The organism is Paenibacillus doosanensis, assembly GCF_025060755.1.
Lineage (GTDB): Bacteria > Bacillota > Bacilli > Paenibacillales > NBRC-103111 > Paenibacillus_S > Paenibacillus_S doosanensis.
Window position 1 is genome coordinate 1 of record NZ_JANYUY010000081.1, and the last position, 22046, is coordinate 22046.

Sequence of the window (22046 nt, forward strand, 5' to 3'; positions counted from 1 at the left end):
CGGTGTGGTAGACTTCACCTAAAAGGTGCTCCTCTCTTTGGGTGATGTTGTCCTGGACAAACACCATTCTACCAAAGATTTGGAGCCCTTTTTATGTTTTTAATGCGCAGTACTTTCGAAATTCAGGATTATATACATAATGCGCTGGAGCCTTATGACGCCGAGCTCGTTCATTTCGTCGATCCCGGTCTGGACCGGCGCAAAGCCGATCCCGGCTGGACCCCGGAACAGTCGGCGGAGAAGGTGGCAAGCATGCTTCACTGGATCGGCTCAAGCCGCGTAGATGCGATTTTGATTACCTGCACCTTCTTTACCGCGCATATACCGCAGCAGTACAGTTCTCCCGTCCCGGTCATCAAGATCGATGATCCGCTTTTTGCCGCTATGGGGGAGAGCGCGCAGCCGCCGCTGCTCGTCTTCACCAATCCGGCTACGGTTCAGGGCACCGCGGAGCGCTGGCAAGCCTACGCGAGGCAGAGAGGGATCGATCGGCCGCTGAAGACGGAGCTGCTGGAGGGAACGTTCGAGCTGTTTATGCGGGGAGATAAGGACGCTTATCTTAAAGCGGTAAGCGAAGGCTTGGCGCGGCTTGCCGAGCGGCACCGGGAATCGCGTGTATGGGCCGCTCAGCTGTCTATGGCCGCGGCGGCCCGACAGGCGGCGGAGCGGAGCGGAGCCGTTATCGGCGAGCCGCTCGGGGCGCTGACGGAAGCGATGGCCCGAGAGCTGCCGCTTCGTCCGAGGCCGCGCGGCGGTATGGATCACGCTTAAAAGAAATGGTTCAGGGCCGAGACGAGACGACCGCAAAGGTCATGCGTCGCGGCCCGATTCGTTTTTGTCATCTTTATCCGGCGCATAGCCACAAAAAAAGACACGGATTGCCGTGTCGACTTATAGTATATACGTAAAAAGAATATATGAGGTCTGATGGGGGAAATCGTATGCTTAGGAATGGATATGCTGATAGGCGACGATAAGTAAAAACGTCAGCAGCACGACGCCGGCTGCATAAGTAAATTGCCTATTGGTCAAATTGGTCATGGTCAGCTCTCCTTAGTATAGCGAACGCCCGGCTCTCTTAAAGCCTCTTACGTTCTTTTTTCTATCATTTTACCACAATATAGCCTGCAAATTCACTAAGGCGGACAAAATCGGCCGAGCGAAAACCTCGAGCGGTCAGCGGACGGAGCGTCAAGGCCGCCGCCGCCTCTTCGTCCGGTTTTACCGGCGCATCTTTCTCAGCTCGTCCAGCGGATAGAAGGTGCCGCGCCAATAAATGCCGTGCTGGCGGAGCGTCAGCCAGACGGAGCGGATTACGATGTAGATCAGCAGGCAGACGGTGAGCGGCAGCGCAATCGCTTCAGCGCCGACGCGCCCTGTCAGGGAACGAAGCAGCAGGGCGTATACCGCGAACATGACGGCAACGGAAGCCGCATAGACCGGAGCCGCCCAGCTTCCCGCCCACCATACGGCGGCGAAAGGAAAGAGGAACAGCAGCTGTTGACCCGCTGCCGCCGCAGCAGCCAACGTGAGCTTGTAGTGAAAGCCGGAGAACAAATTTTTCTCCAGTCCTTTGACCGCTTCGCCGAGGCTTTTATACCATTCGACGGCGAGATGCTCTCCTCCCGCAGCCAGCCGCTGGCGCAGTCCGGCTTCCTTCACCCGCTTGCCGAGCACGAGATCGTCGTCGGGACGCAAGGCGAACGCCTGATGCGTGCCGATCGCCTCGTACGCTTGGCGCGTCAGCATGTTGAAGGCGCCCACGCCCATGCCGTTTTTGTGCTGGGAGTCGACGTTCGCTCTCCAAGGCCGAATATACAAGCTTAGCGTGAAGAAAAAATAGGATACGAACGCCCGCAGCCAGAAGCCGCTTACGGCCATATTCGGCGCAAGGGTCAGATGATCGATTCCGCCGGATTTCATATAATGGACGGCATCGGCTACCGTTTCGGGAGCGAACAGGACATCCGCATCGGTAAACAGCACATACTGGCCGCGCGCTTGCTTATACCCTTGGTACAGCGCGTGATTTTTGCCGAGCCAGCCCGCTGGCAGCGTAGTGACATGAATGACGGTCAGCGGCACTTCAATATGCCGTTTGCCTTCGGACCATCTGCGCAGCTCCTCCAGCTTGCGGCCCGTTCCGTCCTGGGAACGGTCGTTCACGGCGATGATCTCCAGCCGCGGATACGTCTGGTTCAGCAAATGCCGCACCGTCTCCGTTATCGAAGCCTCCTCTTCCTTGGCGGCAATAACGACCGAGACGAGCGGGAGCTCTTGCTTGGCGGCGAAGTGCAGCGGGCCGGCCGCTTTGTCCGGAGGCGCCCCGGGGAACGCATCCGGAGGCGCGTGCGGCAAGCGCAGCATGAGGCGGCGCGAGCGCAGCGTGTCCCAGAGCATAACGATCCAATAGGACAATGTAATAATGGAAAGCAGCTTCATCAGCATCATACGTCTGATCCCGTCCTCTTGGCAGATCATTTTTTTGGCATTATAACATGGGCTCGGCTGGTACAACAAATCTTCGCTTGGCTGTGTTACAATAATGCTACAATAAGGAAAAGTTTCGCAGTTTGGGAAGCAAAAGGAGGAGATCGCGGCCATGAACGGGGAGGCAGCACCGCTTATACGCAAAAAAGTCAAAGGACCTGAACTGGCCGAATTTTTGCAATCGATCCGCGGGAAAGGATCGGAGTTTGAAGGGCAGTCGATGCTGTTCTTATGCATCGGGACGGACCGGTCGACGGGGGACGCGCTCGGCCCGTTGGTAGGAACGATGCTGGAGGAAGCCGGCTACCCCCATGTGATCGGAACGCTCGCCCGTCCGCTCGATGCGAGCAATATGATTGAGCGGCTGGCCGAAATTCCGCCGAGTCTCAAGGTGTTGGCCATTGACGCATGTCTCGGGCAGCCGGCCTCGGTAGCCAGCTATCAGGTGTCGAACCAGCCGATGGAGCCGGGCAAGTCGCTCGGCAAGCAGCTGCCGGCGGTAGGCGATTATTCGATAGCGGGCATCGTGAACGTAGACGGCGGGCAAAAGTATTCGACGCTGCAGAGCACGTCGCTGAACCGGGTCATGACGATGGCGAAGGAGATCGTAAGCGCGATTAAGCGTGTATTTCCGCTCTCGCCGGCCAAGGAACGGAAAATAACTTAACTATACGGGAGGACGAAGGATGAAGGAAGCCATGCGATGGGAGGCCGGGAACCGGCAAATATTGCAGAATAGGGGCAAGGCGACGCTGAAGGAAGTGTCGGTCAGACGAATTTACGGATTATTTCGCGGCTATCGCTGGCAGTTGTCGGCGATATTGCTGCTGGCCTTATTATCGGCCGTCATAGGCTTGTTTCCGCCGCTTGTTATGAAGGAGATTATCGATAAAGCGATCCCGCAGGGGAATAAAGCGCTGATGCTCGAAATGGTCGGGCTCATGGCGCTGCTGCCGCTGCTGAGCGGTCTGCTCGGGGTATGGCAAAACCATGAGAATACGAAAGTAGGGCAAGGCGTCATGCGCGACCTGCGGCGTTCGCTGTTCGCCAATTTGCAGCGGCAGTCCATGGGCTTCTTCACCGACGCCAAATCGGGCGAAATCATTCAGCGGCTGACCGGCGATGTGCTCGCCGTGCAAAACGTCGTGACGACCATCGTCGTCTCCGCCGTCACGCAGACCGTCATCGTCTTGACGACGGTCTGCATATTGTTCGCGTTGGACTGGCGGCTTGCGCTGCTGGCAACGATCATTTTGCCGCTGTTCATCCTGCCGGTGCGTAAAGTTTCCGAAGTTCGTAAGCGTTTACGAGGCGATACGCAGCGGGTACGCGGAGAGATGTCCGCCCAGCTCGGGGAAATATTCGGCGTATCGGGAGCGCTGCTCACCCGAATCTTTCAGCAGGAGCCGCGTCAGGAGAAGCAGTTCGCGGAGCTGAATCAGAAAGTGATGGATTTGGAGCTGAAGCTGAACCTGGTCGGGCGCTGGTACGGGATGGTGCTCGGCATTCTCGGACCGATCGGAACGGCGCTTATTTATTTGTACGGCGGCTGGAACGTCGTGGAAGGGGCGATGACGATCGGGGGCATCGTCGCATTCACCGCTTATCTCGGCCGTCTGTACGGGCCGGTCAGCACGCTATTGAATCTGCATGTCGAGGTGGCGACCGCGCTCGGCGTGTTCCAGCGCATCTTCGAGTATCAGGACATGGAGCCGGAGGTCGACGATTTGCCCGGCGCCCGGACGCTGCCGGCGGTAGAGGGGCGGGTCGAGTACCGCCATGTGACATACTGCTACCAGCCCGGCAAATATGCTTTGACCGACGTTTCGTTCGAGGCGCTCCCGGGGGAAGTCGTCGCCATCGTCGGTCCGAGCGGGGCCGGCAAATCGACGCTGATCGGGATGCTCGGCAGGCTGTACGATCCGACCTCGGGATCGGTCGAGCTGGACGGTCATGATATCAAAGGAGTGACGCTTAAGTCGCTGCGCGAGCAAGTAGCTTTCGTTACGCAGGAATCGTTCCTGTTTCATGCGTCGATTCGCGAGAATTTGCTGTTCGCCCGCCAGAACGCAACGCAAGAGGAGCTGGAGGACGCCTGTAGACAGGCCTACATTCACGACATGATCATGTCGCTGCCGGAAGGTTACGATACGATGGTCGGCGAGCGGGGCCACCGGTTGTCCGGGGGAGAGCGTCAGAGACTGGCGATTGCCCGCGCGATTCTGAAAAATCCGCGCATTCTCGTGCTGGATGAAGCGACCTCGCATCTGGATTCCGAATCGGAAGCCTACGTCCAATCGGCGCTTGACGAGCTGATGCGCGGGCGCACGACGCTCGTTATTGCCCACAGGCTGTCGACGATATTGTCCGCAAACCGCATTATCGTGATGGAATCGGGACAGGTGATGGAGAACGGCCGCCACGAAGAACTGCTGGAACTGGACGGATTGTACGCCCGGCTGTACCGGACGCAGTTTTCCAAAGCGCTTGGCTAGACTTATCTTCCATCGGAATGAAACGTACACGGCAGGCCGGGCGAGCCCGCGCCTGCCTTTTGCGCGTCCGGACGGCGAGCGCTCCGCTCTCTCTGCCTGGGACACCCGGTTTCCGGCGACCGGCGCAATCACATAAAAGCTTAATAAAATGGGTTCATACATTTAACAGTCGCTCTATATAATAATTATTACATTTCATAGTACGACTGAAGGAGTGAACCGGATGGGAATGATTAATCATATTAATTACATGGATCAAGACGGGCATATTTATTGCTGTCTTCGCAATAAAGTAGTCAAGCTCGACGAGCAGCAGAAGGAGAAGTTTTGCAAGGGCTGCAGCATGTTCGCGGGGACCGCGGAGGGTAAAGGCGTGGAATGCTTGTGGGAAGATGCGCGCACTGCAAACGATCCTTGGATTGCCGATGATCCGAGGAGAGAGTTTCTGAAAAATCAGATACGCCACGTCGGCGGCCATTATGTAAGCTCCATCATTGGATTTTGCGGTTAACGCCTGGAGGGTGAAGCTTTGAGGCCATGGAGGAAGCGATGAATGCAATGCCAAAGAAAACGGCTTTTCGGCATATTCTTTCTTACGCAAGAAAGAAGCCGGAAAGCCGTTTGCGGTTTAGTGCAGCAAATCCCATATTTGCTTGCCGATCAGTATCGTCGTTACAAAGACGAATAAAGGTTTGACATAACGGGAACCGTGGCGGATGGCCAGCCTTGAGCCGAGCACGGCGCCGGCTATCATCGCGATGCCCATCGGGAGCCCGTAGCCGATATGTACCGAACGGAGCGCGAAGAAGGAGGCCAGACTTGCGATATTGCTGGCCATATTGAGCACTTTGGCGTTAGCCGAGGCGCCGACGAAATCGAAGCCGAGCAGCAGGAACAGGAACAGCAGAAACGAGCCTGTCCCCGGACCGAAGAATCCGTCGTAGAAGCCGAGCGCGAACGCGCACACGGCGCAGGCAATCCGGGTGGCGGCGGTCAGCGGCCGGGGCTTGGCTTCGGCACCCCAGTTTTTCTTCAGCAGCGAATAAATCAGCACGATGACGAGCAGGCCGACGACGAGCGGCTTGAGGAACTCGGACGGCAGTAAATGCACTGCGTAGGTGCCCAGGGCGGAACCGACAAAGGATAGCGGAAATAAGGCGAGCACCAGTTTGCCGTTAATTTTGCCGGAAATCAGGAACGATAAGGTGCTTGTTACGGAGGATAGCGTGCCTCCAAGCTTATTCGTACCGAGTACGAGACTCGGCGGCATACCCGTCAGCAGAAGGGCAGGCAAAGAAACTAGCCCGCCTCCTCCGACGACCGAGTCGATAAATGCTGCGACAAATCCGGCCGTAATTAAAAACAAGAGCATATCCAGCGAGGGCCAGTCCATGAAGTAAATTCTCCTTCTATTCTTTCAATCCGGGGTAAGAATAGGACAAGTATATATAATTCGACAAGTTTCTACAATCCCCATTTCGTGCCAAAAAGAGGGGCGTATGCCGATGGCGGATTGCCTAATCGGCTTGTCCGTGATATTCTTCAAGCGTATTACTAATCTGCTTATAAGAAGGGAAAGGTGCGATTAGGATGATTCATAAGCTGGAGCATATCGGCGTTATGGTTAAGGACATGGATGCTTCTATCCGATTTTATACGGAGGTTCTCGGCTTGAACCTGGTGAAGCGGGTTGCGCTGGCCGACGGAGCGGAACTCGGTTTCCTTGCGTTCCCGGGTTCGGAGCATATTCAGATCGAGCTTGTAGGCCGCGGTCAAGAAGGGCAGTCTGATAACGGGATCGTGCATCATATTGCCTTCACCGTCAGCGATATTCAAGCGGAAATCGATCGTTTGAAAGGACTCGGCGTCAAGCTGATGGACGAGCAGCCGCGCACCATTCTGGACGGCGATCTGATCGCCTTCTTCTTCGGTCCGGACGGAGAGCGTCTGGAGTTTTTTCAGCCCGCCGCGAAGTAGCTAGGGACCAAGGAGTTGTAAAGATGCAAACAGCCGCCGGGAGCTGAGGCTTCCTGCGGCTTTTTTATTGTTTAGGAAATGATGCGCAGCCATATCCTGTGGATATCCGTGGGCTCCCCCGAAAGGAAAGTCTACCCATAGAACGATCCCAGAGGAAGGGTTAGACGCCGATCCAGCTGAGGCTGGATGCGGACGGAATAAGCTTCAGAGCATCACGTCACTACCCTGGAAATTACTCTTGGTACCCCATTTCCATTGTCTGTGGTGCCGCGTCGGCGGCATGGATGGCTTTTGGGGGATTTGTTCGTGTAGATGAAGGTCTGGATTTTTTTTGCATCGCCTTCACTGGCAATTACGTAATATAGTTTCGGGAAACGGAATATGGCCGGACGGTAAAATCGCCTGGAAGCAAAGGGGCAGGCGGTTTAACGGGAGCAGCCGAAAGGCGAAAATGCAGGGGAACGGCCAGGACGGCCACCGCGGATGCCTCCCGGGGCGGATGATCCGCACGGCGCAGCGGCGTCTCCGCTCCCGAGCCGGAAGTGCCCGCCGATTCGACTGCTGTGTCTGAGACCTCAGCCGCCGAACGAGTCGCGGAACGCTTTGGCCAGGACGGCGGGCTCAACCGACCACAGCTCAGCGATTTCGGGACATACGTTCTCATCCCACCAATCGGCGAGCAGCTTGCGGTTGCTGTTGTGTTCGACGATCCATGGCAGATTCAGCAGCACCTTTTTGTAATACAGCTCATCGGCTTGCTCCACAAGCTCGGGAGCGATCCATTTGCCGATTTTTTTGCGGGCGCGATACAATTCCTTGACGCAAGCCCGCCGAATTTTTCGCGCCGTGGGATAGGACTGATTATGCTTGACTTGATTTGCAGGATTCATGATGTTCACCTACTCCTTCCTAATGGTATGGTATGCGGGAGCGGAGCGGGAGGAACCTGTCGGCCCGCGGATAAATCCGCGGCAAACGGCAAAAAGCCCCGCGCTCTTCACGTCGAGCGACAGGGCCGGAAACCTGCGTGCACATATGCCGCCTCGGCGCAGATAAAGCCGGGCAGGAGCCGCGCAATCAAGAGTTAAGCATCAACGACGATATAGCCGACCATCGGTCCTTTATGCGCGATGTCCGGGTGGGACAGGCAGACGATCCGGTATGTTCCGGGAGTGTCGGTCTGGAAGAAGACGACCGTTTCCTTGCCTTTCTTCACTTCGCCCTTAATGTTCAAGCCGTCGATAATGAACGGATGACTGGCGCCGTTGACGCCGTAGAGGCTAAGGCGGATAAGCTCGCCGCGCTGTACATGGATCGTACCGGGGTCCCAGCGGTACGCTTCGATTTCTTTGCCGTCGGGGCCGGTCGATTTGAACTCGCCCGTGACGATATGAATCGTCCGCGCCTCCCCTTGTGCGGGGGTGGGGCTGCTGGCTGTTCTGGGCTCGCTGTAGCCCCAATACCAAGCCGTGCCCAAAGCTCCAAGAATAACCAGTAGGGTGATCGCCCACTGCCGAAGCTGCTTTTTGCTGACTACGAATATTTTGCTCATGGTATTCCACCTTTCCTGGATAGGAGGCTGCCGAAGCATGAAGCATCCTTTCGGTTCTCTACAAGGGCGGTTCTGATTTCAACAGCGACCGGAAGATGCTTTCGGATGCGCCTGTCGGCTTTTTTCACGCGCCCGGGTTTGTACTACTGTATGCTCCGGCTTGTCTCTTCATGCAAGCTGGTTGGAATGAACGGATCTATGATAGAATAGGATAGATAAAGACAAGTCGGGCTTGCCCGGGGAGAGAGGAAGAGGCTGGAGAAGAATGTTAAAGGATCTGATTCACAGCGCGTTGACTTTTATTCAAGATTTGGGCGTATGGGGAATATTGATCGGCTTAATGCTTGAATTCATTCCAAGTGAAATTGTGCTTTCTTATGGAGGATACTTGACCACCCTGCCGCAAGGGAACATCTCCTTCCTGAGCGCGGTCGTCTTCGGCACGCTGGGCTGCATTATCCAGCAGATGATCTTGTATTGGATCGGCCGTTACGGCGGACGACCGTTCGTAGACAAATACGGAAAATATATATTGCTGAAAAAACGTTACACTAATATAGCCGAAGGCTGGTTTCAGAGGTACGGCGCCGGCATGGTATTTACCGCCCGGTTCATCCCCGTGGTCAGACAAGCGATCTCCATCCCCGCGGGGATGGCCCGGATGCCGATCTGGCAGTTTCTGCTCTACACCGCTCTGGGGACGATCCCGTGGGCTGTTCTATTCGTCTACTTGGGACGCAAGCTGGGCTCGAATTGGGAAAATATCGACGATTACGCGTCCCAGTATACGAAGCCGTTCATCATTGCTTCGGTCGCTTTGACCGTGCTGTATGTGCTCTTCAAGCTCGTGAAGCGGAAAAGTAAAAGCGGAAAAGGCGGCAAAGGCGGCAATCATTACGGAGATGAGGGAGAGCAGAACACGGCCCATCAGTTGAAGTACATCGGCAGCGAGTATCGCGTATTGAACAGCCGTTATGTGCACGCAGGCGGCGGCGCTCAGGAATTCGACCATATCGTCATCGGACCGAACGGCGTATTCCATATCGACTCCAAGCATTGGTCGGGCGATATCGAGTTCACCTCGCAAGGTCTCGAACGCAGCAAGGACGGGCATAAAGGCGACCCGACGGCGCAGCTGTACCGTCATGAGCATGTGCTTAAGGAGCTGTTCCGTTCGGCCAAGCTGAACCCGGAGCTGGTAGGTGTGCTCTGCTTTACCCATCCGAGCAGCAATATTATCGGCAAAAGCCCGGCGTTCACCACGCTGAAGCTGGATCGTCTGGCGCATTTCATTAAAACCTATAAACCGAAAAAGCCGCAGCTTACCGCTTCGGAAGTGGCCGCGATCGAGAGCTTGATCAAGGAGAACAGCCGCAGCAGCAAGCGCAGCAACCGGTAATGAAGCAAAAGCCCCGTCTCTTAAATTAGAGTCGGGGCTTTTTTGGTTGTTTAGGAAATGATGCGCAGCCATATCCTGTGGAAATCCGGGGTCTCCCCCGAAAGGAATGTCTACCCATAGAACGATCCCAGAGGAAGGGTTAGACGCCGATCCAGCTTAGGCTGGATGCGGACGGAATAAGCTTCAGAGCATCACGTCACTTTTGGGCGATTTGTTCACCGGGGAGCCGGGTGAAATTCGCAAAATGCACATGCGGAAATGCCTTCCGATCTCCGTAGTCCCCGGGACAAAGGCGAACGCTGCGATGCTCCGGACGGTTCCCGCATGGCGACGGCTGCCTTTCCCCCGCGCTTCTGCATACTCGCGGTATATCCTTGCATTGCCTAGCTCTGCTTTTTTATATAAAATGAATATTATACCAACCCATAAGGAGGACTTACTATTATGAGTACCAATTTGGCTCAAAAGCTCCGCACCGGCCTGACGCCGCAGCAGTTCATCGACGGCATGACGAAGAACCAGGAGAAATTTGTGGAATGGTATGACAGTTTTGCTTGGGACAATGAGGATGACAAGGAGTTTTTCGACTCACTCAACAACCGCGACGATCTGCGCTGCCTGATCTTGATGGCGGATTGGTGCGGCGATGTTGTCCGCAACGTTCCTGCCGTATTTCGCGCTCTGGAAAACTCCGGTATTCCGGTAGAAGTACTGATCAAGGAAGAACATCCCGACGTTATGGCTCAATTCCTGACGGGCGGCGGCGAAGCGATCCCGATCGTTATTTTCACCGATTTCAGCGGTCATGTGCTCGGCCATTGGGGTCCTCGTCCGAAGCATGTGCAGGAAGTTATGACCCGTTTCAAGCAGGAGAACCCGGACCGCAGCGCGCCGGATTACGACGAAAAAATCAAGGCGGCTCGCCAGGAAATGGGACGCCAGTACGGAGAAGGAACCGGCTATCAGGCCGTTATCGTCAAAGAACTGCGCGACCTTCTTTCGACGTTTTAAGGTGGAGTGAAGATGAGTCTAGAAGGACTGAAAATAGAATCGTTCTCCCTTGGGCCGCTCGGCACGAATGCCTATTTGCTGTCGAGACCGGAGGAGAATAGGGCGATTATTATAGATCCGGGGATGAATCCGAAGCCGCTGATGAAGCGGATCGAAGGAATGCAGGTTGAAGCGATTTTGCTGACGCATGCCCACTTCGATCATATCGGAGGCGTGGACGAAATCCGCAAGCTGAAAGGCTGTCCGGTCTATTTGCATGACGCGGAGGCCGATTGGCTGACCAATCCGAAGTACAACGGATCGGCCAAATGGCCGGAGCTGGGCGAGCCGATCGTCACGGACCCGGCCGAATATGCGCTGGACGAAGGTCAAGTGCTGAAGCTGCTTGATCTTGAGATCAAGGTGAAGCACACGCCGGGCCATTCTCCGGGAAGCGTCAGCTTCCTGATCGGACCGCATCTGTTCGGCGGCGACGTGCTGTTCCGCTTATCCGTCGGCCGTACCGATCTCCCCGGAGGCAGAGGCGAAGACTTGATGGACTCGATCCATGACAAGCTCTTCGTGCTGCCGGACGAGACGATCGTCTACCCGGGGCACGGGGCCAGAACGACGATCGGCTACGAGAAGGAGAACAACCCGTACGTTTAGGCAGATAGCGCTTGCTTGATGAATCGTTGACGCACCCCGTATATAATGAATCACGAAAGGTCGAGTTCAGATTTCTGACTCGGCCTTTTTTCGCTTCATTTCAATCCGAACATTTATTTGGTAGCTTCGCCGGAATCGGAGTTGATGTTTATTTTGATTGTCTTTCCCTCCTCAAGCCAGTTGCCGATTTCAGCTGTTGATTTTTATAATCAACCTTGTACCTTCGCCTGCTCGTTAGACTCACCTCAGGCTAATGTCAGTAACGTATCACTGACCTGTTACGTCTCAAAACGATATTTTATGTTAATGTTACAGTAACGGGGAGAGAATTGTGCAACAAACAAACTTCAGAAACGAAGAGGTGAACATTGTGCGGATTAAACCAATGTGGATTTATTGTTTCATTGTTATTACAGGCATCGTGATCGTAACAATGGCAAACGGCTCTAAGCCAGCTAATAATCAAATTCATACATATGCCCCTGATTTTCCAAGCCATTACAGCTCCCATGAATACCCGACGAATGAGAACGGGCAATCATACGGGTCGGGACTGGACGCTGCTTTTTCAGACACGGAACCGGATTTAATTAAAGCCTATGGCATGGACGGAACTTTGGGATACGTGAAATCCACAGATTTGCGAGGTGATATGCCAAGAACACCTGAGGAAGCAATCACCCTTATGGATTCGGATAGTGAACGTCAAATTCCGCTGTACGATGTGCACGGGAAGAAAGTAATCGGTCAATTCAAGCTCGGGGCTTCTTCTGAGAATGGGAAATAAATGAAGTTCCCCTCCAACCTGTTCATGGCGGCCGGAGGGAGCTTATTGTTGTTGCCTGCCTGCGGATGGATGGACCCGCAGCTTCAACGCCGTTTACGGCCATGCGACTTGGGCCGCGGGAGCGGGCGTCATTGGCCGCGCTTGCGGAACGATTCGCGGTATTGTCCCGGCGTGACGCCTTCGAGCTTGCGGAAGGAGCGGATAAAATTTTGCGAGTTCAAGTACCGCAGTCGTTCCGCAATGTCCTTGATAGTCATATCCGTTTCGGTCAGCCATTTTTTCGCCATGTTGAACCGGTAAGCCGATAAATAGTCGCTGAAGGTGGTGTTCGTTTCTTTACGGAAAATGCCGCTTAAATAATTCGCGTTATAATGCAATTGGGCGGCGCACTGCTCGATGGTCAGATCGGTATCGTAATGCTTGTGAATCATGTCGATGATTTTCTCCGAAATGCTATGATACTGCGAATTTTGGCGGTCCCTGTAGATGGAGATCAAAGGCGAAATAACGCGCACCCAGAACCATTCCTCAATTTCGGTCGTCATTTGCAGCGCGTTCAGCTCTTCGTACAACGAGCTGCCTCTTGGCATGAGCTGGTTTAGGGCCACCCCGGATTCCTGCATCGAAACCATCAGGCTCGTAAACAAACGAACCATCGAAATCTGGTATTCCTGAGGCGGCATCTCGTGTTTGAAAATAATTTTCATAAAGTTGCTTAAATATTGTCTGGCGTTGTCCTCGTCGGCAAGCAGTATGGCGTCCAGCAGCTCGCTTTCCGTCAAGTACGGGTAGTCCAGATTCAACTGATGCTTGCCTTCGTTGATGTTGGCATAAGAAATGATCAACTGACCGCCGAGATGAATGCGCTGCTTGAGCGCTTCCAATCCTTCGCGGTAAGCGACGGAGGCCAGCTTCGGGTCGGTGAACGGCAGGCTGATACCGATGCTGATTTCGAGTCCGAGCACCTTATGCACGGTTTGCTGAATCGACTCGGTCAGCTTGAACATAAAGCCGTTAAACTCCTCGGCCGGCTGGTCGCCGCCGATCATCGTCACCTGGGTCTGCTCGATGAAGACCGGAGGCAGACGGACGCCCGCAGGAATAATCTCTTCGATAATATTGTTGATGGCGAACAAGAGCAGCTCCAAATCTTCCTTGCCGTAGCGCGTATTCTCCAGCGTATCGATCTGCAGCGTAATGACGGAGATAATCTTCCATTCCGACAATATACCGCTGAAGCCGAACTGTTCCATTTTTTCCATCAGATCGCCGCGGCGCACTTTTCCCTGAAACATTTTGATCAGAAAATAAGCCAGCGCCTGCTGCAAATGCTGCTGCGCTTCCTTCTCCAGCTTATTTTTGGACTGGAACAAATCCTGAACCTGACTGCTGATAATATCGAATTCATTGCTTCGCTTGCCGCCCCCGCCCGGCGCTTTGCCTCCGACCTCTCGCATTAAACGCTCAATCGGGTTGTACATTTGCCTGGAGCCAAGCCAGGAAATGATGACGAACACGGCGACGATGATAAGACAGACGACGAGCGTATTCCTCCCGATTTGCTTCGAATCCTGAGTCAGGCTATCGATCGAAATAGCGGATAAGTAGATCCAGTTGTTATAGGAGGAGCGCAAATACGTAACCGTATACATTTGCTTGTCGACTTCCGTCTGGTATTGGCCGGATGATTGCGACAGGACGGACGGTTTTTTGATAAATTCGGTGTTGATCGCATATTTGCCGATCATTCCGGGATCGGAGTGGAACAAAATGCGCTCCTGATCGTCAAGAATCATAATCGTTTCCGATTCCCGCGGCGTATAGTTCAATATTTCGGCCAGGCTGCAGGTGGTCAGGTTGGTGAACGCCAGTCCGTATTTGTCCAGGCTTTGATCCGGCAGCTTCTTCACAAGGCTGATCGTATACGGGCACGCCGCCGCATTCGCCTTTTCCTCGCTGTAGAACCAAATGCTCGGATTGAGCACCCAGGAAGCCGAGCTTGGCAGCAGCATTTGATTGGCGATTTGAAAATGATGCAAATAATCGCTGAATGTATAGAAACCGGAATTTTTAATCATCCAGTCCTGCTTAATATTAACGATGACGACGTCCTCGACCTTCGTATAGAACGACTGGGTATTGCTGATTTCTTTGCGCAAATCCTTGTACAGCATAAAATCGTCCGCTGTGAAGGGCTCGCTTAACACTTTGGCCATCACAGGGGAATTGACCAGCTGATCGAACGCATGATTGATCGTTCGGAGGATTTGCTCGACATTGGAGTTCATCTGGGTCAAAAGTTGGATTTGCCCGCGGTTCACCTGCTTTTGAATTTCGTTGGAGGATTGCAAATAGGATAAGATTCCGAAAAAAATCACGGGAACGGTGCATAAGATGCAGCCGAACATGATCAGCTTGGTAAGATAACTGTACTTTTGCATCCGCTTTCCTCCGTTTACGCGTATTCGACATACGACAGCTTTATTGTAACAATCGGATGCGGCCTGGGCAATGATTTCATACAAAACCGCTTTCATGTATAATGGAGTCAAAAGTGGAAGCCGGAGGGGGATCGGGCGTGAGAGGACGGTTGAATTGCATAAGCGCGAAGGTCATGGCAATCGCTCTCATGGCGCTATTCGTTGCGATGCTGCTGGGCGGCTGCAAGGAGAAGGACGAGCGGGCGGACGGCCGGGATTCCGATTTCAAGACGATCGGTCTCATGATCCCTTTGCACCAGAATCAGGCGCCTCCGCCGGATATGCTCCGCGCCGTCGAGCAGGCGGTGCAGGCGAAGCTGGAGATCGACTGGATTCCCGACGACAATTACCGGGACAAGATTATCAACGCTTTGCAGACCAATTCGCTCAAGCAGGTTACCTATGTGAATCAATCGGACTACGTTTATATGAAAAATGCGATCCGCTCGGGCATGTTTTGGGAAATCGGTCCCTATCTCCAATTTTATCCCAATCTGAAGAAGCTGAATAAGTCGATTTTGAACGAAACCGGCGTAGAGGGTAAAATCTACTCGCTGTACACGGAGCGGCCGGCGTCGCGGCAGGGCGTCATCCTGCGCAAAGATTGGCTGGACCGGCTGCATTTGCAGGCGCCGCGCACGACGGACGAGCTGTACGAGGCGCTGAAGCGGTTCGCGACGGACGATCCGGACGGCAACGGCGTCCAGGATACGCTGGGTATCGCCGACAGGGGCGATTTGACGTACGGCGCGTTCAAGACGTTGGGCTCTTATTTCGGCACTCCTAACAACTGGGGGCTTCAGGACGGCGCCTTGGTGCCCGATTTCAAAACCAAGGAATACGCGGACACGATGAATTTCATGAAAAAGCTGGTCAGCGAGCAGATCGTAAACAAAGATTTCGCCGTGACCAGCAAGCAAATTCAGCGTTATATGATCATAAACGGCAAAGCTGGCGGTTTCATCGGCAATTTGGCGGACGCTCCGAGGCTGCTCAGCGAGCTGCGCAAATTCGAGCCGCAGGCGGAGCTCGTCCTGATCAACCGGATCAAAGGGCCGAAAGGCGAGGGCATTTGGTCCTATCCGGGCTACAGCGGGGTGTTCCTGTTTTCCAAAAAGGCGATTAAGAACGAAGAGGAGCTGCGGAGCATTCTCGGCTTTTTCGACCGGAGTCTGAACAAGGAGCCGGCTAATCTATTGCAGTACGGCATCGAAGGCAAGCATTACGAGCTGAAGCAAGGCAAAGTGTCGGTTACGGAGGAAATGAAGCTGCGTTACGATACGGATGTGCTGCCTTTAACCTCGCTGGTTGTTGCGGGGATGGACAATGAAAACCTGTTGGAACCGGAAGATGAGCTCGAAGCCCCGCTGGTAGCTGAAGTGAATCGGTTGACCAAGGATAACGAGAGCATGCTGATCCGCGATCGGACGGAGGGTTTATCGTCGCCGACCTACGATATGAGGGGAGCGGAGCTGTCCGATATTATCGCCAACGCCACCTTCAATTACATCCTCGGCAAAATCGATCTGGCCGCATTTTACAACGAGGTCGCCGCGTGGGAGAGCCGGGGAGGCGCGGACATCATTAAGGAATATAACGAAGCATATAAACAAATCTCAAACCGATAGGCACCTCAGGGTCCATCGGTTTTTTTGTTGTCGAATGACGACGTTTGTCAAGAAAGCGCTATATTTAGCGATATGCAGAATTTAACCTTAGTCGGGGGGATAGGGATAAAGCCTTGATTCTAGCGGGCTTCGGCGATGCTTGTGAGTCAATGATTGTAGTTGTAATCGGTTTCGCGGTATATGATAGCTCCAGAAACAAAAAACATAAACAAATAAATCGGAGGTCGAATGCATTTGAACATGAATCCAAAGTACGTGAAAAGAACGAGTATGGCCTGCGCGGCCGTATTGGCGGCAACGGCTATTTTAGCAGGATGCGGCGGCAGCAAAACGGATAACGGCGGAGCCGCCCAGACGGCCGGCAAAGACGCTGGAGCCGCTAAAACCGAAGGGCCGCTCAAGCTGACGATTATGGCGAACTTGAGCACGCCGGAAGTTCCTTCGGATAGGATCGAGAAAATACTGGAAGAGAAAACGAACACCCAGCTCGAGTTCCAATGGGTTCCCGACGGTTCTTACGATGAGAAATTCCAAGCGGCCTTTGCAACGGGCTCGCTGCCGCAAGCGGCTTATTTGAAAAACCAATCCTCTTTCGTGCTGCTGCGCGATGCGATCAAGAACGGACAGTTCTGGGAAATTGGGCCTTATTTGAAAGATTATCCGAACCTGAGCAAGCTGAACCCGGACGTTCTGAAAAACACAGCGGTCGAAGGAAAAATTTATTCCTTGTACCAAGAAAGACCGATTGCCCGTCAAGGCGTCATTTACCGCAAAGACTGGGCGGATAAGCTGGGCCTGCCCGAGCCGAAAACCGTGGACGATCTGTACAATATGATGAAAAAGTTTAAAGAAGCGGATTTGGCCGGAGGCGGTAAAACGCTGGGCCTTGCCGACCGCAACGATCTGATCTACGGCTCCTTCAAGACGCTGTCTTCCTACTTCAACACTCCGAACGGCTGGGGCGTTACCGACGGCAAGCTGGTGCCTGAATTCATGACCAAAGGGTACATGGATACGATGAAATTCATCAAGAAGCTGCGCGACGAAGGCTTGATCAACCAAGACTTCCCGGTTACAAGTAAAACGGATCAGCAAAACATGATGTACACGGGCAGAGCGGGCGTATACATCGGCTCTATGCAGGACGTGCTGACTATTCAGGATAAAACGTCGAAAAACGTGAAAGAAGCTCAGTATGACGTCTTGAACCAATTTACGAGCGAATTCAACAGCAAACCGACCACTTGGGGCATTCCAGGCTTCGGTACGCTCGTCGTATTCCCGAAATCGTCCGTGAAATCGGAGCAAGAATTGAAACAAATTTTGGCGTTCTTTGACAAATTCTTCAGCCCTGAAATCGCTAATCTCTTGAAATACGGCGTAGAAGGCTCTCACTACACGCTGGTTGACGGCAAGGTGCAGCCGGGCACAGACGAGAAGCTGAAGGAAAAAGAACAGAAGCCTTATTTGACGGTAGCTTTGGCCGATACGACGAACATTTTGCCGACTCAATATACGCTGAAAGCGCAAGAAAAAGCGGTCAATCTGTCCAACGACGCAGTCAAATTCGCGCTGCAAGATCCTACCGTGCCGCTCGATTCCAAAACGTTTAACGAAAAAGGCGCAAGGCTGCAGGATATCATTAAAGACGCTACGTACAAATTCATGCTGGGCAATATCGACGAAGCCGGCTTCCAAGCGGCTGTGAAGAAATGGCAGGATGAAGGCGGAGCCAAAATCATGGAAGAATATAACGCATCTTACAAAGCAAGCGGCGGCAAGTAAACGGCAGCAAGAGAAAGGCTCCTTGAAGGTTCGGGAGCCTTTCTCTATTATAAGCCATCACAAGAATCCGCAGATTTTAAGGAAAGAGAGGAAGGCATAATCTATGAGCAATATTGCCGCTCGGCCTAAAGCGGTGGAGTCCGCCAAAACGAACAGCGACCTGGTCAAGAGGCTCATCCGCAACCGCTATATGTATATGATGGTTGTTCCGGGCTTGGTTTATTTCCTTATTTTCAAATATTTTCCTATGTACGGCTTGATTATTTCATTCCAGGATTATATGCCCTACAAAGGAATTACGGGAAGCGACTGGGTCGGGCTTAAACATTTCGAAAAGCTGTTTACCGACAGCGAGTTTTGGAACATTTTCCGCAATACGCTGGTGCTGTTTCTCTACAATATCGTTTTCTATTTTCCGGTCCCGATCATTTTGGCGGTTATGCTCAATGAGGTAGCCAGTGAATTTTTCAAGCGGCTCGTTCAGACGATCGTGTACGTGCCGCATTTTTTGTCATGGGTTATTATCGTCTCGATCTCTTACGTAATGCTGACGATGGACGGGGGGATCATTAACGAGCTGCTCGTCTACTTTGGCTTGTCGAAGGTCAATTTCCTGCTCGATTCGGCCTGGTTTCATCCGATGTATATCGCCCAGGTCGTATGGAGGGAAGCGGGCTGGGGAACGATTGTCTATTTGGCTGCCATCGCCTCCATCGATCCGCAGCTGTACGAAGCGGCAAGAATGGACGGAGCCGGACGGTTCAGGCAAATTTGGCATATTACGCTGCCGTCGATCCGCAGTGTTATTGTCGTCCTGCTCATTCTTAGAATAGGCAACGTTCTCGATCTCAGCTTCGAGCATGTATACTTGCTGCTCAATTCCATGAACCGTCCCATAGCGGAAATTTTGGACACTTACGTGTACACGGTCGGCTTGAAGCAAGGACAATTCAGCTTCAGTACGGCGGTAGGCTTCTTTAAATCGTTCGTGGGCTTGTTCCTGGTCATTATGTCCAACAAACTGGCCAAGAAATTCGGCGAGGAAGGCATCTATTAAGAACAGAAGAAAAGGAGATATCTTCCCATGGTAAAAGATAAGACGCTCGGCGGCAGAATGTTCGACCTCGGCAACGTCGTTCTGCTGGCCGTCATTGGGCTCATCACCTTTCTCCCGTTTCTGCACGTCGTCATGGCTTCCTTCACGACGGAAGAGGAGATGGCGCGGAAACCGTTCGTTTTGATTCCGACGGAATTCACCATCAAAGCGTATCAATATATTTTGTCCACCAATGCGATTTACAAAGCACTCGGCGTATCTATCGGCGTGACGCTGGTTGGAACGCTGGTCAGCATGATTCTTACCTGCCTTATGGCATACGGTTTAACGCGCCGGGATATGGACGGCCGCCGCGTGCTGATGTTCCTCGTCGTCTTCACGATGCTGTTTAACGGCGGGCTGATCCCGACGTTTCTGGTGGTCAAGGAGCTGGGCCTGGTCGATTCGTATTGGGCGCTGATTTTGCCTACGGCCGTCAATGCGTTCAACCTGATTATTATGCGCAGCTTCTTTATGAATTTGCCCGAGGGGATCGAAGAGTCGGCGAAAATCGACGGATGCAACGACTTTGGCATTTTGCTGCGCATCGTTATTCCGCTCTCGCTGCCGGCTATCGCGACCATCTCGCTATTTTACGCGGTCAATTACTGGAACACGTACTTCAACGCCATTATGTATTTGAACGATGCGAACAAGTGGCCGATCCAGGTGCTGCTTCGTCAAATCGTTATCGTTGCGAGCGCGTTCAGCGCCGATACTTCCAGCTTCGGGGACGATTTCGTCAAGCCGCCGGAGCAAACGATCAAAATGGCCGTCATTATGGTTTCGACCATTCCAATTCTCATCGTATATCCGTTTCTGCAAAAATATTTCGCCAAAGGCGCTTTGGTCGGCTCCGTGAAAGGGTGATCCGGCACAGCGCTGAAGAGCAGCCTTAGTCCGGGGGTTAGAGGGCTAAGGCTTATTGGCTTGACAGCGCTTACTAAACCGAAAATTATTTAAACCATTGGATCACGACGCCGATTACCAGCATCACGGTGGCGGAAGTAAAGAAGAAATACCCGAAATAACGGATAGGAGAAGGCACGGAACCGAAATCCGTTTTTTTATGATGTCCGCCGCTTGGCAGCGGGTTTGTATAATCGGCTTCCTGCTCGGCAGCTATGCGCTGCTGCGACTCCTGCTGAGTGTTGTTCATTAAGCTTCCCTCCTAAGGACAAAATATCTATCCCTCGCTAGTGGAAATATTTATCAATTACTTTGACGCACTGCGTTCCCAAAAGTTGCTTGTACGAAACTGCATTTGTACTGGTTTTTTGCCGGGCTAACGTCCAATTTTGCGCATATGGGTGAATACCGTGTTCGTGATGGGTAAATCTCCATAGACTGTTGATGTGTTCGATAGGAACACGCCCTACATTAACGGAGGTGTCTCACATGGATAAATTCAAACCTATGCCAATGCCAATGCCGTCAATGCCCATGACTTCGCCTGCTATGCAAATGCCAATGCCGCCGATGAACTTCCCAATGCAAGCCGCTCCGATCAACCTGCACGCCACCTACGAGGAAATCAACATTTTCGAGCCGAAAAAACACCATCATGGTCATTGCTGCCAAACAGGGGGCGGATGGGTCACATCGGTTGGCACAATTCTCGTACTGTACATCCTGCTCGTGATCATCTTGCGCGGCACCTGCAAATGACACAGTAGGCTCCTGCGGCGATAGCGCGGGACCCCTGCCATGATGGGAAGGCTCCTTACTTTAACGGGTGAGGGTAAGGAGCCTTTCGCGGGGTGGCTTCACAGCTTGGCTGTACCTGTATGTAGAAGGAGTTACATAGGATTCGTTCCGTCTTCCCAGAAAAACATCTCCCCATGTCCAGGAACATTTCCCGCCGTGCCGCGATCCGCTTGCGATTCGACAAAGAAAGTTTCATAATATAAAGAAAGAAGCGGTTATCTAGGATTTTGTTCAACAATGGTTTGGGTAAGGGAGAGGCACATGGCACAGGCGGATTCGGAAATGAAAATACGCATTTTGCTTTCGGCTAAAAAACTGTTCTCGAAGCAAGGCTTCGACGGCACCAGCGTCCGGCAAATCTGCGAAGAGGCCGGAGCGAATGTAGCGCTTGTTTCGTATTATTTTGGCGGGAAGGAAAAAGTGTTTCACGCTGTATTCGATTATTTTTTCGTCGGGCACCGCTTGCAGGAGCTGGAGGAGCGGCTGAGAGAGCCGGTCGGCGGACTGCGTCTGCTGATCAAGGAGGTCGTCTGGTTCTGCATAAACGACATGGAGCTCGCGGCGATCATTCAGCAGGAATTCGCTTCGAATTCGCAGAGAGCCCTGCACATCAAGGAACTGACCTTCCCGATTTGGCTTAAAATGAAAGAGCTGTTGGAGAACGGGAAGCGCCAGGGGCTCTTTCACTACGAATCGCTCGATCATACGCTGCTTTTTATCGTCAGCACCGCGTTTTCTTTGAAAAAATTCGCGGTGTTCCAGCCGCTGTGTTCCGAGCAAGAGGCCACAGCCGAACAGACCGCGGAATACGCCAGTAAGTTTGTACTGCGGGCGCTTGGAGCGGAAGGCTTCGAATGACCGTGTAAAAGCGTTCTGCTGCTTTCAACGCAAAAATCCGGGTGACGGAAGCCGTCATCCGGTTTTTTGGTTGTTTAGGAAATGATGCGCAGCCATATCCTGTGGATATCCGGGGGCTCCCCCGAAAGCAAAG

21 protein-coding genes and 1 pseudogene are annotated in these 22046 nt (G+C 53.1%); 16 read left to right on the forward strand and 6 right to left on the reverse strand.

All coding sequences use genetic code 11. The annotated features are described in order from the left end of the window. Nucleotides 1-93: 93 nt before the first annotated feature. Nucleotides 94-771 (forward strand): aspartate/glutamate racemase family protein, encoded by a 678-nt coding sequence (locus tag N0M98_RS32005; RefSeq protein WP_259620307.1) that lies wholly within the window; start codon nucleotides 94-96, stop codon nucleotides 769-771. 450 nt (nucleotides 772-1221) lie between these two features. Here the strand turns inward: N0M98_RS32005 and N0M98_RS32010 are convergent, their stop codons facing one another. After that, the gene (locus N0M98_RS32010) at nucleotides 1222-2451 is read right to left on the reverse strand and encodes a glycosyltransferase family 2 protein (protein ID WP_259620308.1); all 1230 of its coding nucleotides are present in this window, start codon (nucleotides 2449-2451) and stop codon (nucleotides 1222-1224) included. 151 nt (nucleotides 2452-2602) lie between these two features. On the opposite strand from N0M98_RS32010, the gene yyaC reads away from it, so the two are divergent. The 3 genes from yyaC (at nucleotide 2603) to N0M98_RS32025 (ending at nucleotide 5496) form a co-directional block, all read left to right on the forward strand. Further along, nucleotides 2603-3157, forward strand: a complete 555-nt coding sequence (gene yyaC, locus N0M98_RS32015; protein WP_259620309.1) for a spore protease YyaC — start codon at nucleotides 2603-2605, stop codon at nucleotides 3155-3157. A gap of 19 nt (nucleotides 3158-3176) precedes the next feature. Beyond that, complete coding sequence (locus N0M98_RS32020) at nucleotides 3177-4985, forward strand: ABC transporter ATP-binding protein (RefSeq protein WP_259620310.1); 1809 nt, start codon at nucleotides 3177-3179, stop codon at nucleotides 4983-4985. A gap of 223 nt (nucleotides 4986-5208) precedes the next feature. Beyond that, nucleotides 5209-5496 (forward strand): hypothetical protein, encoded by a 288-nt coding sequence (locus N0M98_RS32025; protein WP_249865735.1) that lies wholly within the window; start codon nucleotides 5209-5211, stop codon nucleotides 5494-5496. A gap of 117 nt (nucleotides 5497-5613) precedes the next feature. On the opposite strand, the gene N0M98_RS32030 is transcribed toward N0M98_RS32025, so the two are convergent. Next, on the reverse strand, nucleotides 5614-6378 hold the full coding sequence (locus N0M98_RS32030; protein WP_249865734.1) for a sulfite exporter TauE/SafE family protein: 765 nt from the start codon (nucleotides 6376-6378) through the stop codon (nucleotides 5614-5616). 197 nt (nucleotides 6379-6575) lie between these two features. On the opposite strand from N0M98_RS32030, the gene N0M98_RS32035 reads away from it, so the two are divergent. Next, the gene (locus N0M98_RS32035; protein ID WP_249865733.1) at nucleotides 6576-6962 is read left to right on the forward strand and encodes a VOC family protein; all 387 of its coding nucleotides are present in this window, start codon (nucleotides 6576-6578) and stop codon (nucleotides 6960-6962) included. A gap of 575 nt (nucleotides 6963-7537) precedes the next feature. On the opposite strand, the gene N0M98_RS32040 is transcribed toward N0M98_RS32035, so the two are convergent. Both N0M98_RS32040 and N0M98_RS32045 read right to left on the reverse strand, forming a co-directional pair. Next, complete coding sequence (locus tag N0M98_RS32040) at nucleotides 7538-7852, reverse strand: dehydrogenase (protein WP_259620311.1); 315 nt, start codon at nucleotides 7850-7852, stop codon at nucleotides 7538-7540. A gap of 194 nt (nucleotides 7853-8046) precedes the next feature. Beyond that, on the reverse strand, nucleotides 8047-8514 hold the full coding sequence (locus N0M98_RS32045) for a cupredoxin domain-containing protein (protein WP_249865731.1): 468 nt from the start codon (nucleotides 8512-8514) through the stop codon (nucleotides 8047-8049). Between the two features lie 265 nt (nucleotides 8515-8779). Between N0M98_RS32045 and uptA the strand changes: the two are divergent. The 5 genes and pseudogenes from uptA to N0M98_RS32070 form a co-directional block, all read left to right on the forward strand. Beyond that, nucleotides 8780-9382 (forward strand): annotated as a pseudogene (uptA, locus tag N0M98_RS32050) (undecaprenyl phosphate transporter UptA); the annotation flags it as partial. After that, nucleotides 9362-9913 (forward strand): nuclease-related domain-containing protein, encoded by a 552-nt coding sequence (locus tag N0M98_RS32055; protein WP_259620323.1) that lies wholly within the window; start codon nucleotides 9362-9364, stop codon nucleotides 9911-9913. The pseudogene uptA and the gene N0M98_RS32055, both read left to right, overlap by 21 nt. 444 nt (nucleotides 9914-10357) lie before the next feature. Beyond that, on the forward strand, nucleotides 10358-10924 hold the full coding sequence (locus N0M98_RS32060; protein WP_249865730.1) for a thioredoxin family protein: 567 nt from the start codon (nucleotides 10358-10360) through the stop codon (nucleotides 10922-10924). Between the two features lie 12 nt (nucleotides 10925-10936). Then, a complete protein-coding gene (locus N0M98_RS32065) occupies nucleotides 10937-11572 on the forward strand; it encodes an MBL fold metallo-hydrolase (protein WP_259620312.1) in 636 nt (211 codons plus the stop codon). A 331-nt stretch (nucleotides 11573-11903) separates the two neighbouring features. Beyond that, entirely contained in the window at nucleotides 11904-12359 is a 456-nt protein-coding gene (locus N0M98_RS32070) for a peptidase M56 BlaR1 (protein ID WP_259620313.1), read from the forward strand. Nucleotides 12360-12487: 128 nt separating this feature from the next. Here the strand turns inward: N0M98_RS32070 and N0M98_RS32075 are convergent, their stop codons facing one another. Beyond that, nucleotides 12488-14800, reverse strand: coding sequence for an AraC family transcriptional regulator (locus N0M98_RS32075; protein WP_259620314.1), 2313 nt, complete (start codon nucleotides 14798-14800; stop codon nucleotides 12488-12490). Nucleotides 14801-14937: 137 nt separating this feature from the next. On the opposite strand from N0M98_RS32075, the gene N0M98_RS32080 reads away from it, so the two are divergent. From N0M98_RS32080 to N0M98_RS32095, 4 genes are all read left to right on the forward strand, one after another. Then, nucleotides 14938-16467 (forward strand): extracellular solute-binding protein, encoded by a 1530-nt coding sequence (locus tag N0M98_RS32080; protein ID WP_259620315.1) that lies wholly within the window; start codon nucleotides 14938-14940, stop codon nucleotides 16465-16467. Nucleotides 16468-16707: 240 nt separating this feature from the next. After that, nucleotides 16708-18252 carry an extracellular solute-binding protein gene (locus N0M98_RS32085; protein ID WP_259620324.1) on the forward strand — a complete coding sequence of 515 codons (1545 nt, stop codon included), beginning with the start codon at nucleotides 16708-16710 and terminating at the stop codon, nucleotides 18250-18252. 103 nt (nucleotides 18253-18355) lie between these two features. Then, entirely contained in the window at nucleotides 18356-19309 is a 954-nt protein-coding gene (locus tag N0M98_RS32090) for an ABC transporter permease (protein ID WP_259620316.1), read from the forward strand. A gap of 27 nt (nucleotides 19310-19336) precedes the next feature. Further along, nucleotides 19337-20218: a carbohydrate ABC transporter permease gene (locus N0M98_RS32095; RefSeq protein WP_249865724.1), complete on the forward strand. Its 882-nt coding sequence runs from the start codon at nucleotides 19337-19339 to the stop codon at nucleotides 20216-20218. An 85-nt stretch (nucleotides 20219-20303) separates the two neighbouring features. Here N0M98_RS32095 and N0M98_RS32100 read toward each other — a convergent pair whose 3' ends face one another. Next, entirely contained in the window at nucleotides 20304-20507 is a 204-nt protein-coding gene (locus tag N0M98_RS32100; protein WP_259620317.1) for a hypothetical protein, read from the reverse strand. 239 nt (nucleotides 20508-20746) lie between these two features. Between N0M98_RS32100 and N0M98_RS32105 the strand changes: the two genes are divergently transcribed. Together N0M98_RS32105 and N0M98_RS32110 are read left to right on the forward strand one after the other, a co-directional pair. Beyond that, nucleotides 20747-21016, forward strand: coding sequence for a hypothetical protein (locus tag N0M98_RS32105; protein WP_259620318.1), 270 nt, complete (start codon nucleotides 20747-20749; stop codon nucleotides 21014-21016). A 300-nt stretch (nucleotides 21017-21316) separates the two neighbouring features. After that, nucleotides 21317-21913, forward strand: coding sequence for a TetR family transcriptional regulator (locus tag N0M98_RS32110; RefSeq protein WP_259620319.1), 597 nt, complete (start codon nucleotides 21317-21319; stop codon nucleotides 21911-21913). The last annotated feature ends 133 nt before the right edge of the window (nucleotides 21914-22046 follow it).

What these genes read in the sequence shown, in the direction of transcription:
- N0M98_RS32005 (WP_259620307.1), top strand. Translation starts at nt 94, where the DNA reads ATGTTTTTAATGCGCAGTACTTTCGAAATTCAGGATTATATACATAAT.
- N0M98_RS32010 (WP_259620308.1), bottom strand. Translation starts at nt 2,451, where the DNA reads ATGATGCTGATGAAGCTGCTTTCCATTATTACATTGTCCTATTGGATC.
- yyaC (WP_259620309.1), top strand. Translation starts at nt 2,603, where the DNA reads ATGAACGGGGAGGCAGCACCGCTTATACGCAAAAAAGTCAAAGGACCT.
- N0M98_RS32020 (WP_259620310.1), top strand. Translation starts at nt 3,177, where the DNA reads ATGAAGGAAGCCATGCGATGGGAGGCCGGGAACCGGCAAATATTGCAG.
- N0M98_RS32025 (WP_249865735.1), top strand. Translation starts at nt 5,209, where the DNA reads ATGGGAATGATTAATCATATTAATTACATGGATCAAGACGGGCATATT.
- N0M98_RS32030 (WP_249865734.1), bottom strand. Translation starts at nt 6,378, where the DNA reads ATGGACTGGCCCTCGCTGGATATGCTCTTGTTTTTAATTACGGCCGGA.
- N0M98_RS32035 (WP_249865733.1), top strand. Translation starts at nt 6,576, where the DNA reads ATGATTCATAAGCTGGAGCATATCGGCGTTATGGTTAAGGACATGGAT.
- N0M98_RS32040 (WP_259620311.1), bottom strand. Translation starts at nt 7,852, where the DNA reads ATGAATCCTGCAAATCAAGTCAAGCATAATCAGTCCTATCCCACGGCG.
- N0M98_RS32045 (WP_249865731.1), bottom strand. Translation starts at nt 8,514, where the DNA reads ATGAGCAAAATATTCGTAGTCAGCAAAAAGCAGCTTCGGCAGTGGGCG.
- N0M98_RS32060 (WP_249865730.1), top strand. Translation starts at nt 10,358, where the DNA reads ATGAGTACCAATTTGGCTCAAAAGCTCCGCACCGGCCTGACGCCGCAG.
- N0M98_RS32065 (WP_259620312.1), top strand. Translation starts at nt 10,937, where the DNA reads ATGAGTCTAGAAGGACTGAAAATAGAATCGTTCTCCCTTGGGCCGCTC.
- N0M98_RS32075 (WP_259620314.1), bottom strand. Translation starts at nt 14,800, where the DNA reads ATGCAAAAGTACAGTTATCTTACCAAGCTGATCATGTTCGGCTGCATC.
- N0M98_RS32085 (WP_259620324.1), top strand. Translation starts at nt 16,708, where the DNA reads ATGAATCCAAAGTACGTGAAAAGAACGAGTATGGCCTGCGCGGCCGTA.
- N0M98_RS32090 (WP_259620316.1), top strand. Translation starts at nt 18,356, where the DNA reads ATGAGCAATATTGCCGCTCGGCCTAAAGCGGTGGAGTCCGCCAAAACG.
- N0M98_RS32095 (WP_249865724.1), top strand. Translation starts at nt 19,337, where the DNA reads ATGGTAAAAGATAAGACGCTCGGCGGCAGAATGTTCGACCTCGGCAAC.
- N0M98_RS32100 (WP_259620317.1), bottom strand. Translation starts at nt 20,507, where the DNA reads ATGAACAACACTCAGCAGGAGTCGCAGCAGCGCATAGCTGCCGAGCAG.
- N0M98_RS32105 (WP_259620318.1), top strand. Translation starts at nt 20,747, where the DNA reads ATGGATAAATTCAAACCTATGCCAATGCCAATGCCGTCAATGCCCATG.
- N0M98_RS32110 (WP_259620319.1), top strand. Translation starts at nt 21,317, where the DNA reads ATGGCACAGGCGGATTCGGAAATGAAAATACGCATTTTGCTTTCGGCT.